Source organism: Pedobacter rhizosphaerae (genome assembly GCF_900111155.1).
GTDB classification, from domain to species: domain Bacteria; phylum Bacteroidota; class Bacteroidia; order Sphingobacteriales; family Sphingobacteriaceae; genus Pedobacter; species Pedobacter rhizosphaerae.
Map to the genome: position 1 here is coordinate 119,326 of NZ_FOGG01000001.1, position 16,652 is coordinate 135,977.

A 16,652-nucleotide genomic window follows, 5' to 3' on the forward strand; every position below is an offset into this window, starting at 1 on the left:
AATCTATTTTAAATTTCGATTTTTGCTAAAATTTTTATCATTATGGAAACAGCCATTATCGTGCTTCTCGCTATCATACTGCTTACTTTAATCCTCCTGTTTTTTAGAAAAAGTCAATCTGGCTCTACTATTTTAACAGAAGATTTTGAACGTACGAAGGCTGAAAATAATCTTTTACAAATCAATTTGGCTAAAACGGAAGAACGTGCTGCCAACCTTTTAACAGAAAAGGAACACATTACCGTTTTATTAAAAGAGGAGCAAAAACGATTGATTGATGAACTTCAAACAGAAAGAGATCGGCTGGCAGATGCCAACAGGGAACTGGAAAGTACCCGTTCATTTTATCAGGCCGAAAAAGAAAAACTGGCCGAGCAAAAAATACAATTGGAGCAATCGCAGATTAAACTGAATAAAGATTTTGAGCTGATAGCCAATAAGATCTTGGAAGAGAAATCTAATAAATTTGTTGAACACAATAAGGCCAATCTGGATATCATATTAAATCCACTGAAGGAAAATATAAAGGCATTTGAAGAAAAGGTAGAAAAGGTTTACAAAGCCGAATCTGATGAACGCAATAGCTTAAAAGGGGTAATCGGTTTATTAATGGATCAAAGTAAACAGATCCAGGAGGATGCCAATAATTTAACTAAAGCCTTAAAAGGTGATAGCAAAAAGCAGGGTAATTGGGGCGAGGTAATCCTGGAGAAGGTTTTAGAACGTTCCGGACTTGTCCGGGATCAGGAGTACCGCATTCAGGCTTCGCTGGTATCCGCCGAAGGCGGGCGCTACCAACCCGATGTGATTATAGATCTTCCCGACGACAAACATCTAATTGTCGACGCTAAGGTATCTTTAGTTGCTTATGAGCGATCTGTCTCAGCAGAGAGTGATGAAGAGCGTGAAGGCTATTTAAAACAGCATTTAGCCTCTATTAAGCAACACGTACAGGAGCTGTCCAGTAAGAACTATCAGAATTTACACCAAATTAATTCTCCAGACTTTGTTTTACTATTCGTTCCGATAGAATCTTCTTTTAGCATAGCTGTTCAAAAAGATGCCGAGCTCTTCAATTTTGCCTGGGACAGGAGAGTTGTAATCGTAAGTCCATCTACATTATTAGCCACTTTACGCACCATCGCCAGCATGTGGAAACAGGAAAGACAAAATAGAAATGTGATGGAAATTGCCCGTTTAAGCGGGAGTATGTATGATAAATTTGTTGGCTTTATGGCAGATATGGAGAACATCGGCCGATACATGAAACAAGGTCAGGATGCCTATGATAAGGCGGTTAATAAACTTTCAGTTGGCTCTGGAAACCTCACCAATACTTCTGAAAAAATTAAAAGATTGGGTGCTAAAGCCACTAAACAAATTGACCTGAAATATTTAGATGGGGAAGAGGGTTAATTTTCTTATAAAATATTTATCCTTCGACAGGATGCCATTGACAGCGTTTAGCTTAATAACATTGGTATTGTACCCACCGACCCAAATGGAAAAGTTTGTACTGATATCTCTCTTTTCCTGGCCGCCGGAAGGGCTCGTACCTTTTTCTTGGCAAAAAGGTACCCAAACCGATCCCGACCTTAAATCGGGAGAGCTCATGAATGCCATTAAAAACAATAAATACTAATGATTAAACCCAAGGTTCGCATCCTTTCTTGGCTAGAAGCATCCAAATGCCATTAGCGGTAATACTTGTGTTATGGGTTATGAGTTACCTGTTGCGGGTTAAACCTCTGGAAAAGACTTTGCATCCTGCCCCGTAACCTACAACACGCAGCTTGTAACTTATATATGCTGCTAGCCCAGGGTCGTGCTTCGGGAAGAACTGTAAATTATTTTCGGCAGTTAGCATGATGCCTACCCCCTCAACGCCCGTCATTCCCTCGTAGGAGGGAATCTTAAAGCGATAGGAATAGCCACCATGCTTTTTCACCCAGCTAGGCCAAATTACTGTTTCTCCGTTTCGCTTGGGTCGGCCTAATAAAGTTTTCGGGATGCATTGACCAGGCCAACATACTGACTTTAGAAGAAAAGTTTTAAGCCGACGTTTTTGTTTCTTTTGACGCCAAAAGAAAGAAGCCCGTCCGGCCAGGACATGAGACATTCTTTTTTTAGTTGTAGGGTCTCCAATGCTATTAAGTTAAGTAGAAAAATAAAATGTATTGCCCTTCGACAGGCTCAGGATGACAATCCATTTTAGTTTTCTCATTAAGAGCATGAGATTGGGGCTGAGCTATAAATTAGCTATTTTCACTAAAAATTTAAATCAAACCCACAAAGGTAGTGAAAAATATTTAAACTCCTTAAGACGATTTTTTTAACAAAATTCAGAAATTTTCATTTTAGTAAAGCAAGTATCTGATTATTAATATTTAACAAGTTTATTAAAAAAATAAAATACCGTCTGTTATCTAATAAATATACCCACAAATCAAAAATGTCTTCATGAGGATTTCAACTAAAAAAGTTGCCTCATGAAGACATCGTATTGGATATAAATAAGCTAACTATTTCTTAAAAGCATTCCAGCCCTGGGCTTTCAACTCATGCACTTTTTCCGATTTAGAAATCATTTTACAACCCGAATTCTTATCGGTAACATGGCCAATCACCGTGATATCTACATCATGCTTCAGTTTTTTATAGTCTTCCTGGCTAATCGTAAATAGTAATTCATAATCTTCACCACCACTCAATGCACAAACAGTTGGATCCAAACCAAGTTCTCTAGCTGTTTCATAAGTCATCGGATCCAAAGGAATTTTTTCCTCATAAATGGTTATTCCCTTATCAGATTGGGTAGCAAGATGCAAAATTTCAGAAGCCAAACCATCCGAAACATCTATCATTGAGGTGGGTTTAATATCCATATCGGCCAATAAAGCTACAATATCTCTACGTGCTTCTGGCTTCAACTGCCTTTCAATGATATAATCTTTTCCCTCTAAATCTGGTTGAACCTGAGGATTTTCCAGGTAGATTAATTTCTCTCTTTCTAAAATCTGAAGTCCTAAATAAGCACCACCTAAATCTCCTGAAACACACAATAAATCATTTTCTTGAGCCCCATTTCTGTACACTACTTTATCTGCATCAACATAGCCAATACTGGTAATACTAATAACCAGGCCTTGCTTACTAGAAGAAGTGTCGCCACCAATCACATCGATATTGTATTTTTTACAGGCAAGTTCAATTCCCTTATAAATTTCTTCTACAGCCTCCAAGGGAAATTTACTAGACAATCCTAAAGAAACAGTGATCTGACTGGCTACACCATTCATGGCATAAATATCGCTCAAATTAACCTGAACGGCTTTATAACCCAAATGAACCAAAGGAACATAGGCCAAATCAAAATGAATTCCTTCCAATAATAAATCGGTTGATATTAATATCTGTTTCCCTTGAGCATCCAATACAGCTGCATCATCTCCAATCCCTTTAACCGATTGGTCATTTTTAATTTCGAAGTGACTGGTTAAGTGCTTAATCAGGCCAAATTCTCCTAATTCATTAATATCTGTACGTTCTTTGTTTTCAAACATAATTTTAAAATCTTTTGCAATATGGGACGAAACCCTTCAATTTTTATATAATAATCATTACCTGTTGCCCCGCGATATTATCATCTCAATGCTGTTAACTTAAGCTAAATGCTGTTAGTCTGAGCTTCCCGATGTGAAATCAGGACAAGTAGTCGATGACCTTCTTAATAAGTCGAAAACTAAAATGGATTACCCTTCAACAGGCTCAGGATGACAATACATTTTAGTTTTTTCCTTAAGTTAATAGAATTGATTCTCATCTGTTAAGACGACAAAATCTTCTGCTCCATCCAGTTTTTTCCCTCTGTAAACCTGGCAATTAACATCGCCGCAACGTTATCACCGGTAGCATTTAACAGGGTTGCCATAGGATCTACCAAGGTACCAATAATCATAGCTGGAGGCAAAGCTTCAGGAGGCAATTGATAAGCAGATATCATTAGTAACTCTCCAATATACCCTCCATTGGGAATTCCCCCCTCTACAATACTCACCAAAACGGTAATGCCCAATGCCAAAATAATGGTATCTACCTGAACCAATTCCTTTCCAAAAATGGCAAATACCACTGCTATTTTAATAATGGAACTGATACTGGATCCATCTTTATGCAATGTTGATCCCAATGGAATAGTAACATTGGTAATGTAGGCCGGTACACCCATTTTCAAGCTTCCCTCCAAATTGGCAGGTATGGTGGCAATGCTGCTACAGGTACCCACTGAAGTTAGGGAAGGAACAATATTATTTTTCCAAAAAACTTTGATGGCCTTAAATCCGCCAGCGATAAAAGCATACAAAGTGAAGAAAACAATAAAGTAAAATGCTCCAACGCCGTAATATAAACCCAGCGCTTTAGCATAAGTGCCAAAAAGCTGAGGCCCGAAAACACCAACCTGGTAAGCAAAATAAGCACCTAAACCAATAGGCCCCAGTTTCATAATCAGGATGATTAATTTCTTCATCACTTCATTGCCCGAAACCAGAAACTTTTTGAATGCATCTCCGGATTCACCAGAATATAAAGTTGAAAAACCTACTAACACCGAAAATATAATCAATGCGAGCATATTTTTTCTGCTGCCTATTTCAAAAAACTCACCAACCGTTAGGAGCTGCGTCATTTGCTCACCGAAAGATTGTATCTTTTCATTTTCTACCTTAACTGTACCTCCAGCCAGCTGCTGGTGAATTGGAAAAATCCAGGTGGCCAGCAAGGTTAAAGCAGCAGATATCAATACCGTTGATAGAAAAACCAATACCATTATCGTTAGCAGTTTTCCCAATTTTTTCGATCGGTCTATATTGGCAATGGCAGAAGAAACCGCAAAAAATACCAATGGAATAACCGCCGTGAACAAAAGATTTAAGAAAATATCGCCAAGTGGCTTAATACTTTCAACTTTTGTCCCAAAAATTAAGCCTACAACGCTTCCTGCTATAATGCCAGCCAAAAGCCAAAGTAAGCCCGAATAATTTTTAAGGATATTGTTTTCCATATTTTTTGGGTTAAAACCTACCATGATTTGCCATATCACAGGCCAGATAAAACTTCGGATCCTCGTTAAGCCTAAAGACCTAATTCAGCCGAAATATCCAGCATTCGTTGAATCGGTTTACGGGCTTGTTCTATAATATGTTCAGGTACAGTTACTTCCGGAGTACCATTTTTTATACATAAATACAATTTTTCCAGCGTATTCCGTTTCATATACGGACAATCGTTACAAGCACAGCTGTTGTTAGGCGGTGCAGGAATGAAGGTTTTGGTTGGATTGGCTTTCTCCATCTGGTGGATAATACCGCTTTCTGTAGCTACAATAAACTCTGTTGCCGGATTGCTAATGGTGTACTTTAACAAACCTGTAGTAGATCCAACATAATCAGCCATTTTTAAAACCACTTCCTCACATTCGGGATGGGCAATAAATTTAGCATTAGGATGTCTTTCCTTGAGTTTGGTAATTTTTTCCTGAGAAAAAATCTCGTGTACCATACAGGCACCGTTCCAAAGTACTAAGTCTCTACCTGTTTTCTTAGCCACATAAGCACCTAAGTTGCGATCGGGGCCAAAAATGATCTTTTGATCTTTAGGTAAGCTCTCCACAATCTGTACCGCATTCGTACTGGTGCATACAATGTCACTTAAAGCTTTTAATTCGGCCGTGCAGTTTACGTAAGTGATTACCAGGTGATCTGGATATTTTTCCTTAAACTTTTTAAACAGGTGAGGTGGACAACTATCAGCTAAGGAACAACCTGCCTTAACATCTGGTAATAGAACCTTTTTGTTAGGCGATAAAATCTTGGCTGTTTCCGCCATAAAATGTACACCTGCAAACACAATCACATCAGCATCCGTTTTAGCAGCTTCCTGAGATAAGCCTAAACTATCTCCTATATAATCTGCAATATCCTGAATATCAGGTTCTTGATAATAATGTGCAAGTATAATTGCGTTTTTTTCCTTTTTTAATCTTTCAATCTCAGCAAAAAGGTCTAGCGTCGGATCTATGTACTCCTCAACAAATCCTTTTTTATTGATTTCTTCTAGGACATCTATGTTCATTGTTAATTTCCTTCAATTTTTTTGAGGTGCTCAAAGATACAAGCTTTCAACGTCTCAATAATTAATAAATATTTTAATTAAATAAATCTTTAATGTTTATTAGTGTGTTAGTATTGTTGGCAAGTTTCAAAAAATTATTCTTCCAGATAAGTTATTAATGGTTTACTAACATTTAGATTACATTTTTGTAATATCATGAGATTGATTTTCAGCACAATCTAAAATTGACTTAAAAATTATCAATACCGGAATGTTAATTGTTTATAAGTGTGTGAAAAGTTAATTACTTGTACAAATGTGGTTAAAAATTGCGCAAAAGATTGTGGCAAATTGTGTTTTTAAAGTAGCTTTAAACATTCAAATTTATTTGTTAGAATAATTTAGACATAGAATTAACAATTGTTCCATAGTTATTAACATCGTTTATAACTTAAAGGTTTTTTTAATGAGAAAAGTAGATTTTCTGGTAATTGGTTCAGGTATAGCGGGTTTGAGTTTTGCACTTAAGGCGGCTAAGTATGGGAAGGTTTTAATCGTTACGAAATCAAACGAGGATGAATCCAACACAAAATACGCTCAGGGAGGTGTTGCTGTGGTTGTGGATAAAGACGATTCGTTTGAAAAACACATACAAGATACGCTTATTGCCGGCGACGGATTATGCGATGAAAAAATTGTGGAAATCGTTGTAAAAGAGGGCCCTCAGCGTATTCAGGAGATCATAGATTATGGTATAAATTTCGATAAAGACAATGCTGGTTTTTATGATTTAGCGAAGGAGGGGGGCCACTCAGAACATCGTGTTTTACACTATAAAGATATCACTGGGTATGAGATTGAACGTGTGTTGCTAAATGAAATTCATGAGAATCCCAACATCGAAATATTAACACATTACTTCGCATTGGAGTTAATAACTCAACATCACCTGGGTGAATTTGTTGATAAGCGTACTGAAGATATTAACTGTTATGGGATATATGCCTTTAACACAGAGCTTAACGATGTGGAAAAGATCTTAGCAAGTGTGACTGTTATGGCTTCTGGTGGTGCGGGTCATGTTTATTCGGCTACTACAAATCCGGTTATTGCAACTGGCGATGGAATGGCAATGGTTTACAGAGCTAAGGGAAAAGTAAGGAATATGGAGTTTATACAGTTCCATCCAACTGCTTTATATCATCCTGGAGAGTATCCTTCTTTTTTAATCTCAGAGGCTGTGAGAGGCTTTGGAGGGGTTTTAAGAAGAAAAAATGGGGAGGAGTTCATGCAAGAGTATGACGAACGTAAATCATTGGCACCCAGGGATATAGTGGCTAGAGCGGTCGATGCTGAAATGAAAAAATCAGGTGATGATTTTGTTTATTTAGACATTACGATGCGCAAGAAGGCCGATATTTTAAAGCATTTTCCTAATATTTATGCCAAATGCTTGTCTATTGGTATAGATATGACGAAAGATTATATTCCGGTAACGCCTGCTTCTCATTATATGTGTGGTGGGATTTTAGTGGATGAATATGGAAGGTCGTCAATTAAAAATTTATATGCTTGTGGTGAATGTTCATCTACAGGTTTACATGGTGCTAACCGGCTGGCATCTAACTCTTTACTGGAGGCTACCGTTTTTGCGCACAGGATTTATCAGGATGCCATCGAAAACTTTCAGAAAAACGTTATTCCTGATCATATTCCGGAGTGGGATGATAATGGAGTAATTCAAAGCAATGAGGATGTTTTGGTGACACATAACTTAAGAGAGCTGCAAAAAGTTATGGGCGACTATGTTGGTATTGTGCGGTCGGATTTTAGGCTAGAGCGGGCACACAGGCGTTTATTCTTAATTTATCAGGAAACAGAGGAGTTCTATAAAAGGAATAAGGTATCTGTTAAGTTGTGTGAGTTAAGAAATGTAATTCAAACCGCTTATTTAGTGATTAAATCGGCTATGCAGAGAAAGGAGAGCAGAGGCTTACATTACACTACAGACTACCCTGATCATGCTTCACAATTAACCGATACCGTATTTTAAATTTATATCAATATGCCAGTAATATTACCAGTAAAAGGTAAATATCCCCAGTTGGGGAAACCCAGTTTTATAGCTGAAAATGCAACAATTGTGGGAGATGTTGAAATGGGAGATGGATGTTCGGTTTGGTTTAATGCAGTTGTTAGGGGAGATGTAAATTCCATTACAATTGGTAAAGAGACCAATATTCAGGATGGTGCGGTAATTCATGCAACCTATTTAAAGGCAGCTACGCACATTGGTAATCGTGTTTCTGTGGGGCACAACGCCATGGTTCATGGCTGTACAGTAGAAGACAACGTATTGATTGGAATGGGAGCCATTGTGATGGATCATGCTGTGATACAGCCTTATTGCATCATTGCGGCCGGATCTGTAGTATTGGAAAATACCATCTGTGAAACGGGTTATTTATATGCCGGAACTCCAGCCAAAAAAATAAAGCCCATTACTGAAGAGCAACGGGCTTTATTAAATAAATTACCAGATAACTATATGATGTATAGTGAATGGTTTAATCCAACTGCACCTTAATTGGGTGCAGCTGGTATAGTTAGTTTTTCTTCTCTTTCCCAATTGGCTCTTAACGACATTTCTGTGGTGGAGTACCATATTTTTTCGGGTTGAGTACCATTTTTCACGTTTCCAGTATCCCAAATTCCATTCTTATTATCGTCGTAAACAACTCTAATAAAGTACTTTCCAGCCGGATAGTTAGAGAAATTAATGGTGATATTTCTATTTAAGCTGGTGGATTTAATGATATTCTTTTTCTCATCAATAAATTGAACCAGGTAGTTCTTACTTGTATCCGGAACGGTAACATTTAAGCCCAGCGTACCGTAGCTGTCGGCTGTTTCCAGCTTGAAAGATTTATTTATGTCCTTATTTTTTGCACCAAATATAGCCGTAAAACTCCCTGCTCCAAACTTAATATCGTAAGTTCGCTTGTTTTTCCAGGGATAAATAACATAGTATTTAAGGAAATCGACAGAATCTTTTAACAATTGAAAATTTGTACGCTTTACCGAGTCTTCTAAGAGCGTAACTTTCGATGGATCAGCAGATTCTATTGGAAATGGAAAGGTTAGCGTATAACGCTGATATGGATTCAATTTAGCCCCTGCAGCATTATCTGTTATGGATACATCGCGGGTATACGTATCTTTTTTGCCTCTTGTAAAATTAAGGGTTTGAAGCACTTTCCCTTCATCCTGAACAGCCATTTTCACCGAGTCAAAACTCAAATCTTTAAGCCATATTTTAGCTGTATCGTTCGTTTTATTAAAATGAACATATTTGCCAACATCAACTTTAGGTGGATCGGTAACGGTTAACTTAGGATTTTTAAGTTGCTGATTGAATATAAGCGATATACTGCCATCATTATTCAACTTACGGTCCAATACCCTAAATTCTCCGGCAAGCTCTTTAAAAACCTTTAAATTGATGTTATCCAGGTTCTTATCAATCTTTATGGTATCCTTAATAAAGCCAATCTCATCAGAAATTTGCTGATAGATTTTATCGCCACCGCCACTGGCTTCTTTTAAGGAATATATCTTGTAATTGCCTTTTCTCAGGTTATTTAACTTATAATTTCCCGAACTATCGGTGAGGGTATAGATAGAAGGTCTCTTCTTGCCAAACAGTGTATCACGTTCAACGGGGAAAATAAATACCGTAACTTCTTTCTCAGCCTCATCTGTTAATGCATTAATTACTTTCCCACTTAGAGAAAGCGAATCTATTTCTGGTCCGGTAGAGAATACATACGATAAATTTTTAACTACGTTGCTTTCGTTTACATCAGCTACCGATTTACCAAAGTTTAAAGTATAGGTTGTATTTTTCTCTAAAGAATCCTGAAGAGTTATCTCGAGTTTCTTTTGCTTCTTTTTTAAAATTGGCGGTTTTTCCTGATCGGGAGAAATAGAGAATTCTTTAAACTCATCTTTGAGGTTAAAATATTCATCGAACTCAATTACTATTTTTTTGCTGGTAAAATTCCGGGTCTGATTTTTTGGAGTCATACTCAAAATTTTAGGCGGCGTAGTATCTTTTGGTCCTCCCTGTGGTGCCTGAATGGTGGCACATCCCAAAAATAGGAGGGAAGCAGCTAAAACTACTGTATTTTTTACATTAAAAAACTGAGCTTTTAAATTTGGCATATTTTAAACGTTCTGACGTGTTTTTAGCTTTTTTGGAATAATATGATTAAAAAATATTTTTTATCGCTTATATCGCTTTATTTAAAGTCGTTATTTTTTTATTTAACTTATTGATAATCAATTACTTATTAATATACACCATTAAAACTGAGATATCTGATGGTGAAACTCCAGAAATTCGTGATGCCTGACCTAAAGTTCTTGGTTTGATCTTAAATAATTTTTCGCGGGCTTCTTTAGAGATGGAAACAATTTTATTGTAGTCAAAATCCGGATTGATTTCTTTATCTTCCATTTTCATCATTTTCTCTACAATCTCATTTTCCTTTTCAAAGTAACTTTCGTATTTGATTTTGATTTCTGCCTGCTCAATAGTTTCCTGATCCAGGTAAGCAGTTTCATCTGCCAGTGGCTGACTTACCTTAATCAGGTCGCTCAGGCCTACTTGCGGACGGCTCACCAGGCTATACAATTTTACATTCTGGTTTAATTCTGCTGAACCTAATTGTGCTAACATCGGATTGGCATCTTTCATCTCTATACCTTGAGATTTTGTAAACTTCACCAAAGCATCAGATTTTTCTACCTTATGTTTTACTTTTTCCAAACGCTCATCACTGATCAAACCTAGTTCATGACCAATAGGAGAGAGGCGAATATCAGCATTATCTTGTCTTAAAAGTAAGCGATGTTCTGCCCTTGAAGTAAACATGCGATAAGGTTCTTCAGTACCTTTAGTTACTAAATCATCGATTAAAACGCCAATATAACTTTCCGATCTTTTCATAATCAGCTCATGTTTATCGGTAATTTTCTGGTGTGCATTTATTCCGGCCATGAAGCCTTGGCAGGCAGCTTCTTCATAACCAGTAGTTCCGTTTATCTGTCCGGCTAAAAATAAATTCTTAATTAATTTAGTTTCTAGTGTTAAGGATAATTGGGTAGGTGGAAAGAAATCGTATTCTATCGCATAACCTGGTCTGAACATTTTGGCTTGTTCAAATCCTGGTATTTGTCTTAATGCTTTAAACTGTACGTCTTCAGGTAGGGAGGTAGAGAAACCATTTACGTAGATTTCGCAAGTATTCCATCCTTCAGGTTCAACGAAAATCTGATGTCTGTCACGCTCAGCAAAACGGTTAATTTTGTCCTCAATAGATGGACAATATCTAGGACCTAAGCCTTTAATTCTTCCGGTAAACATGGGCGATTTTTCAAATCCTTCTTTCAAAGTCTCATGAACTTCGCTATTGGTATAGGTAATCCAGCAACATCTTTGGTCTTCAGTGAGCGGTGTATCGGTAAAAGAAAACTTATTTCTGTCTTCATCTCCCCACTGCTCTTCCATCTTAGAGTAGTCTAAACTTCTTCCATCAACGCGGGGAGGAGTGCCTGTTTTCATTCTACCAGCTTCCATTCCCAGTGATACTAATTGCTCAGTAATACCTGTAGATGACTTCTCTGCTGTACGGCCTCCACCAAATTTTTTCTCTCCAATATGGATAGTGCCATTTAAAAATGTACCGTTGGTTAATACTACAGCAGTACTTTCTATCTCTATTCCTAGCGATGTTTTTACGCCATATACAGTGTTATCTCTTACTAATAAACCTACAACACTATCCTGCCAGATATCAAGATTAGGCGTTCTTTCCAGCGCCAATCTCCATTCTTCTGCAAACCTCATACGGTCTATCTGGGCCCTGGGGCTCCACATCGCTGGGCCTTTAGATTTATTCAACATCCTAAATTGAATGGTAGATTTGTCAGATATAATACCCGAATAACCCCCAAGGGCATCTACCTCACGCACAATCTGTCCTTTCGCTACACCACCCATAGCAGGGTTACAGCTCATTTGAGCTATGGTACCCATATTCATAGTGATAAGCAAAACAGATGAACCCAGGTTGGCAGCAGCAGCAGCAGCTTCACAGCCTGCATGTCCGGCACCAACTACAATTAAGTCATATTTAGAAAACATTTTTCTTTTTATTTATTCAATGTTCCACGTGGAACGTATAATTTATTCTATTTTGTTTATAATGTTTCACGTGGAACATTAACGTGAAAAGCATCAAACAATTGTTTTTATTCTGATAATTCTAACCAAAGCATGGTGTATTCATCAAGCTTCGATTTGAGATTTTCAATTTCCTGAGATACTTCTTGAATTTGGATATAATCTGAAGATTCAATTGAAGTAAGACTTTCGGTAAGCTTTTTGATTTTTGCTTCAGTTTCTTCCATTCCTTTTTCTGCATCTTCTAAAGCGCGTTGTTCTTTGAAACTTAATTTTTTTGTACTCTTGATGGGAGCCGCTTCTGTGGCAGGAGTAGGGTTTGGGTTAGGTTTAGCTTCGTTCTTAACTTTAGGTTGCTCCAAACTCAAACGATACTCTGAATAGTTTCCATTGTAAATTTTAACTACGCCTTCATCTTCCATGATAAATAATTGATCGCTCATTTTATCGAGTAAGTAACGATCATGCGAAACCAACATTAATACACCTGGAAAATTTTCTAAGAACTCTTCCAGTACATTTAAAGTATCGATATCCAAATCGTTGGTAGGCTCATCTAAAATTAAGAAGTTTGGGTTTTGCATTAACACCTTCATCAGGTGTAAGCGTTTCTTTTCTCCACCACTTAATTTCTCTACCATGCCATGTTGCTTCTTAGGAGGGAAGAGAAATAACGTCAATAATTGAGAAGCTGTAATAGTAGAACCGTCTGCCATTTTAATATATTCGGCATCTGATTTTACAATATCAATAACTCTTTCTTTTGGATCAAAAGCTAGGCCGCCTTGTTTGTAATAACCGAATACAGTGGTTTCTCCTGTGTCTACTTTTCCACCTTCTGGAGTTAAGTTTCCAGTGATGATATTTAATAGGGTCGATTTACCAGTTCCATTCTTTCCGGCCAACCCAATGCGGTCAGCTTTTTTGAAGGTATAGGTGAAGTCGTTAATGATAGGACGGCCATCAAATGATTGTTTAATATGATCCAGTTCGATAATCTTTCCACCCTGACGAGACATCTTAACTTTTAGCGTAATGCTCTGATTGTCAGACTTTTTCTTTGTTTTTTCTTCTAAATCGTAAAAGGCATCGATCCTGGCCTGAGATTTCGTTGCTCGTGCCTGTGGCATGCGCCTCATCCACTCCAATTCTTTCTTTAATAGCTGTTGGTTCTTATGTAAAACCGTTGCATCCAGGGCTTCTCTTTCGGCTTTCTTTTCTAAGAAGTAAGCATAATTTCCGTTATAGTTGAAAATTTTTCCTCTATCCAGTTCAACGATAGTATTACAAACATTATCTAAAAAGTACCGATCGTGTGTTACCAATAGGATTGTTTTTTGTCCTGTGGTTAAAAGTTTTTCCAGCCACTCTATGGTATCTATATCTAGGTGGTTGGTTGGCTCATCTAATACCAAAATCTCCGGATCCTCAATTAAGAGTTTCGCTAAAGCCAAACGTTTCTTTTGTCCGCCAGAAAGGGTAGCTATTTTTTGCTGGAGATGAGTAATGCCCATTCTGCTCAAAATCGTTTTGATTTCATGCTCATATTCCCATGCATTGTGTTCGCTTAACTCTTCGTATAAACGATTAAGCTTTTTCTCATCCGGATTAGGGTCTTCAATTAGCTCTTCATACTCTTTAATTAACTGTTGTTGCTTGTTATCCAAAGAAAAGATGAAATCACTTATAGAGTAACCCTCATTAAATTGAGGTTCTTGATCCAGAAAACCGATTTTAACCGATTTATTCTTAACGATTTTACCTTCAAGAGGAGGGAAGCGTTCGGCTAATAATTTCAATAAGGTACTTTTACCTGCGCCATTAATCCCCACCAAGGCCACACGCTGGCCCGAGTTAATGCCCAAGGTTAAATTTTTAAACAACCATTCATCATGATAACCATGACCTAAGCCTTCTACTGCAATTAAAGTACTCAAAGTTTATATATTACGGATTTATAAAAGAAAATTAGTGCAAAAGTAAGTATAAATTATTTGGTTTGGGATTACCAGGTAAGGCTTATTACAAATGAACTACTTTGCACTGAACATTAGGGGTGTTATACATCAGATATGATCAGGATTTTTATATAAAAAAACAGCGGTAGGACTCGCTCCCCCGCTGATTATCATTAACTAAAACTAAACTTTATCTTGATGTGATTATGAGCTTAATAGCGTCTGAAGAAATCACTATATTTATATTAATCTTTGGGTATTTGATTATCGTTTCTATCAAATGTTTCAATCCATGGCTAGCAATTATACCAGCTCGGGCTTATTATAGACGAACGCACGATATTGTTAGACGAACAGGTATTTGGCAAGTGTAAGACAACAAAGCTTACAGCAACACACTCTCCAGATACTACCTCCAGCTCAGGTCCAAGTCAAGTCCAGCTTAAGTGCAAGTCAAATCCAGGTTTATCTGCATGCTAAAGCATGTATAAGCCATTATATCTTTATACTTACTTAAAAGCTGAGGCGCTGAGTTGCTTAGGTGTTGAGCTGGCCAATGGATAATTAAACTACAGGGGTAGCGAACATAGGTGTGATATCTAATTGGAAATGATTATTTTAGGAGATTGCTCAGGTTAATGCCTGCATAATCCTTTTATTCAGTTTGTATGCCAGATTTTAAACGCAGAGATTTCATCAGGTTATCTTCCCTTGCTACCTTGCCTTTGGTTAGCCCGGCAATAATGGGTTTGGCTCCAGCAGATCAGAAATCTTCCCATGTATCAAAAGATAGTGAAGCTGTTTATTTTATTAACGATGGGATTTTCTATAAACCCACAGACTTTCTGGATCAGTTACAGGAAATTAATCGCCAAAATCCAATAGAGCGCGACAGTTATGGAGAAGGAGCAACTATGGAAAAACTGCTTCAGAAATTCTTAGAAATTACTGGTAAGGAAGCCGCGGTATATCTTCCTTCAGGTACCTTAGCCAATCAGTTGGCCATAAGTCAGCATTGTGGGGCCAATACCAAGGCATTTGTGCAGGAAACCAGCCATGTTTACCGGGATGAAGGTGATGCAGCACAAACTTTATTTAATAAGCGATTGATCCCTTTGGCAGCAGGGAAGCACTACTTTACCTTAGAGGAGTTGCAGCAATCTATCCAATACCATCAGGAGGGCGAAGCTTTTGTTGCAGGAGTAGGCGCGGTATCTATAGAAACGCCGGTTCGCCGTTGCGATGGACAGGCATTTCCACTGGCAGAAATTAAGAGAATTTCAGCATGGTGCAGGCAAAAAGGATATAAGCTTCATTTAGATGGTGCCAGGCTGCACATGGCTACCGCATTTACCCATACGAGCGTTAAGGAATATGCTCAATGCTTCGATTCTGTGTACATGTGCTTGTACAAGTATTTAGGAGCTACTGGCGGCGCTGTTTTATGTGGAGATAAAGCTTTTATCGATCAAATGCACCACTTGATTAAAATACATGGTGGTGGCATATTTTCCAACTGGACCAATGCCGCAATGGCCCTTCATCATTTAAATACGATTGATGAGGTAATGGATCAGATTAAAGCAAAAGCCAAAACACTTTTTGTGCTGCTTAATCAGTTAAATGGAATTAAAATTGAGGCTTTACCTGATGGTACAAACCTTTTTAACGTCAAAGTAACGGGAGTAGATGCACAAAAATTAAATGCTCGCCTGCGTGCCGAACATAATATTGTTTTTGGTCAACCCAAGCCAGATGGTTTTGTTAAAATTAAGGTAAATCCAACTTTACTGAGAAGGGATAACCAGTTTATTTACGAGTCTTTTAAAGAAGCACTTTCCTTTGCCAAAAGCTAGGCCAGGTCTAATTCAGCACGGTAAGCCAGGTACTCGTCTTCCTTTTGGGTCATTAAGGTTTTAGCAGCCTTTCCTTTGTCTTTATAGCCCAATAAATGCAGGGTTCCGTGAATCATAATGCGGCAAACTTCATCAAATTCGCTTGTTTTGAAGGTTTTCGCATTCTCTTTTACGCGTTCTATGCTGATAAATATATCGCTTACAATTAGTTTTTCTACCTCTGAATTATCAAAAGTGATGATATCAGTATAGGTGTCGTGATTGAGGTATTGCTGATTAATGCCCAGCAAATATTCATCACTGCAAAAGATAAAATTCAGTTCTCCCAGTTTAAACCCTTCTTTTTCTATCGTTGCTTTGATCCATTTTTTAACCTTTAACTTTTGTGGGAGGTTGTAAGAGATAGATTCTGTAAAAAAGGAAATGGCAGCCATAAATTGGGTTTTTTGGCAAAGTTAGGAACTAATTTGTACACAATGG

At 37.6% G+C, this 16,652-nt stretch carries 12 protein-coding genes and 2 pseudogenes; 5 read left to right on the forward strand and 9 right to left on the reverse strand.

The genetic code is table 11. The features are described from left to right. Positions 1 to 42: 42 nt before the first annotated feature. Together BMX11_RS00530 and BMX11_RS24190 are read left to right on the forward strand one after the other, a co-directional pair. Positions 43 to 1,416 (forward strand): DNA recombination protein RmuC, encoded by a 1,374-nt coding sequence (locus BMX11_RS00530; protein ID WP_090879731.1) that lies wholly within the window; start codon positions 43 to 45, stop codon positions 1,414 to 1,416. An 85-nt stretch (positions 1,417 to 1,501) separates the two neighbouring features. Next, on the forward strand, positions 1,502 to 1,642 hold the full coding sequence (locus BMX11_RS24190; RefSeq protein ID WP_175474433.1) for a hypothetical protein: 141 nt from the start codon (positions 1,502 to 1,504) through the stop codon (positions 1,640 to 1,642). An 880-nt stretch (positions 1,643 to 2,522) separates the two neighbouring features. Here the strand turns inward: BMX11_RS24190 and thiL are convergent. The 3 genes from thiL to nadA form a co-directional block, all read right to left on the reverse strand. Then, positions 2,523 to 3,563, reverse strand: a complete 1,041-nt coding sequence (gene thiL, locus BMX11_RS00540; RefSeq protein WP_090879738.1) for a thiamine-phosphate kinase — start codon at positions 3,561 to 3,563, stop codon at positions 2,523 to 2,525. 263 nt (positions 3,564 to 3,826) lie between these two features. Beyond that, the gene (locus BMX11_RS00545; RefSeq protein ID WP_090880341.1) at positions 3,827 to 5,062 is read right to left on the reverse strand and encodes a dicarboxylate/amino acid:cation symporter; all 1,236 of its coding nucleotides are present in this window, start codon (positions 5,060 to 5,062) and stop codon (positions 3,827 to 3,829) included. Positions 5,063 to 5,133: 71 nt separating this feature from the next. Beyond that, complete coding sequence (gene nadA, locus BMX11_RS00550) at positions 5,134 to 6,132, reverse strand: quinolinate synthase NadA (protein WP_090879741.1); 999 nt, start codon at positions 6,130 to 6,132, stop codon at positions 5,134 to 5,136. 445 nt (positions 6,133 to 6,577) lie between these two features. Here nadA and nadB point away from each other — a divergent pair, with 445 nt between their 5' ends. Both nadB and BMX11_RS00560 read left to right on the forward strand, forming a co-directional pair. Next, the gene (nadB, locus tag BMX11_RS00555) at positions 6,578 to 8,164 is read left to right on the forward strand and encodes an L-aspartate oxidase (protein WP_090879744.1); all 1,587 of its coding nucleotides are present in this window, start codon (positions 6,578 to 6,580) and stop codon (positions 8,162 to 8,164) included. A gap of 12 nt (positions 8,165 to 8,176) precedes the next feature. Then, entirely contained in the window at positions 8,177 to 8,698 is a 522-nt protein-coding gene (locus BMX11_RS00560; protein WP_090879747.1) for a gamma carbonic anhydrase family protein, read from the forward strand. On the opposite strand, the gene BMX11_RS00565 is transcribed toward BMX11_RS00560, so the two are convergent. From BMX11_RS00565 to BMX11_RS24885, 5 genes and pseudogenes are all read right to left on the reverse strand, one after another. Next, positions 8,695 to 10,335 (reverse strand): Ig-like domain-containing protein, encoded by a 1,641-nt coding sequence (locus tag BMX11_RS00565; RefSeq protein ID WP_090879750.1) that lies wholly within the window; start codon positions 10,333 to 10,335, stop codon positions 8,695 to 8,697. The genes BMX11_RS00560 and BMX11_RS00565 overlap by 4 nt on opposite strands. A gap of 121 nt (positions 10,336 to 10,456) precedes the next feature. Next, positions 10,457 to 12,319 (reverse strand): tRNA uridine-5-carboxymethylaminomethyl(34) synthesis enzyme MnmG, encoded by a 1,863-nt coding sequence (mnmG, locus tag BMX11_RS00570; RefSeq protein ID WP_090879753.1) that lies wholly within the window; start codon positions 12,317 to 12,319, stop codon positions 10,457 to 10,459. 107 nt (positions 12,320 to 12,426) lie between these two features. After that, complete coding sequence (locus BMX11_RS24875) at positions 12,427 to 12,954, reverse strand: ATP-binding cassette domain-containing protein (protein ID WP_449421133.1); 528 nt, start codon at positions 12,952 to 12,954, stop codon at positions 12,427 to 12,429. Between the two features lie 6 nt (positions 12,955 to 12,960). After that, a pseudogene (locus tag BMX11_RS24880) lies at positions 12,961 to 13,272 on the reverse strand (ATP-binding cassette domain-containing protein); the annotation flags it as partial. Between the two features lie 180 nt (positions 13,273 to 13,452). Continuing rightward, positions 13,453 to 14,199: pseudogene (locus BMX11_RS24885) on the reverse strand (ABC-F family ATP-binding cassette domain-containing protein); the annotation flags it as partial. A gap of 785 nt (positions 14,200 to 14,984) precedes the next feature. On the opposite strand from BMX11_RS24885, the gene BMX11_RS00580 reads away from it, so the two are divergent. Beyond that, positions 14,985 to 16,172, forward strand: a complete 1,188-nt coding sequence (locus tag BMX11_RS00580) for a threonine aldolase family protein (RefSeq protein WP_090879759.1) — start codon at positions 14,985 to 14,987, stop codon at positions 16,170 to 16,172. Here the strand turns inward: BMX11_RS00580 and ybeY are convergent. Next, positions 16,169 to 16,606 carry an rRNA maturation RNase YbeY gene (gene ybeY, locus BMX11_RS00585; protein ID WP_090879762.1) on the reverse strand — a complete coding sequence of 146 codons (438 nt, stop codon included), beginning with the start codon at positions 16,604 to 16,606 and terminating at the stop codon, positions 16,169 to 16,171. The two genes, BMX11_RS00580 and ybeY, sit on opposite strands and share 4 nt — an antisense overlap. Positions 16,607 to 16,652 lie beyond the last annotated feature (46 nt).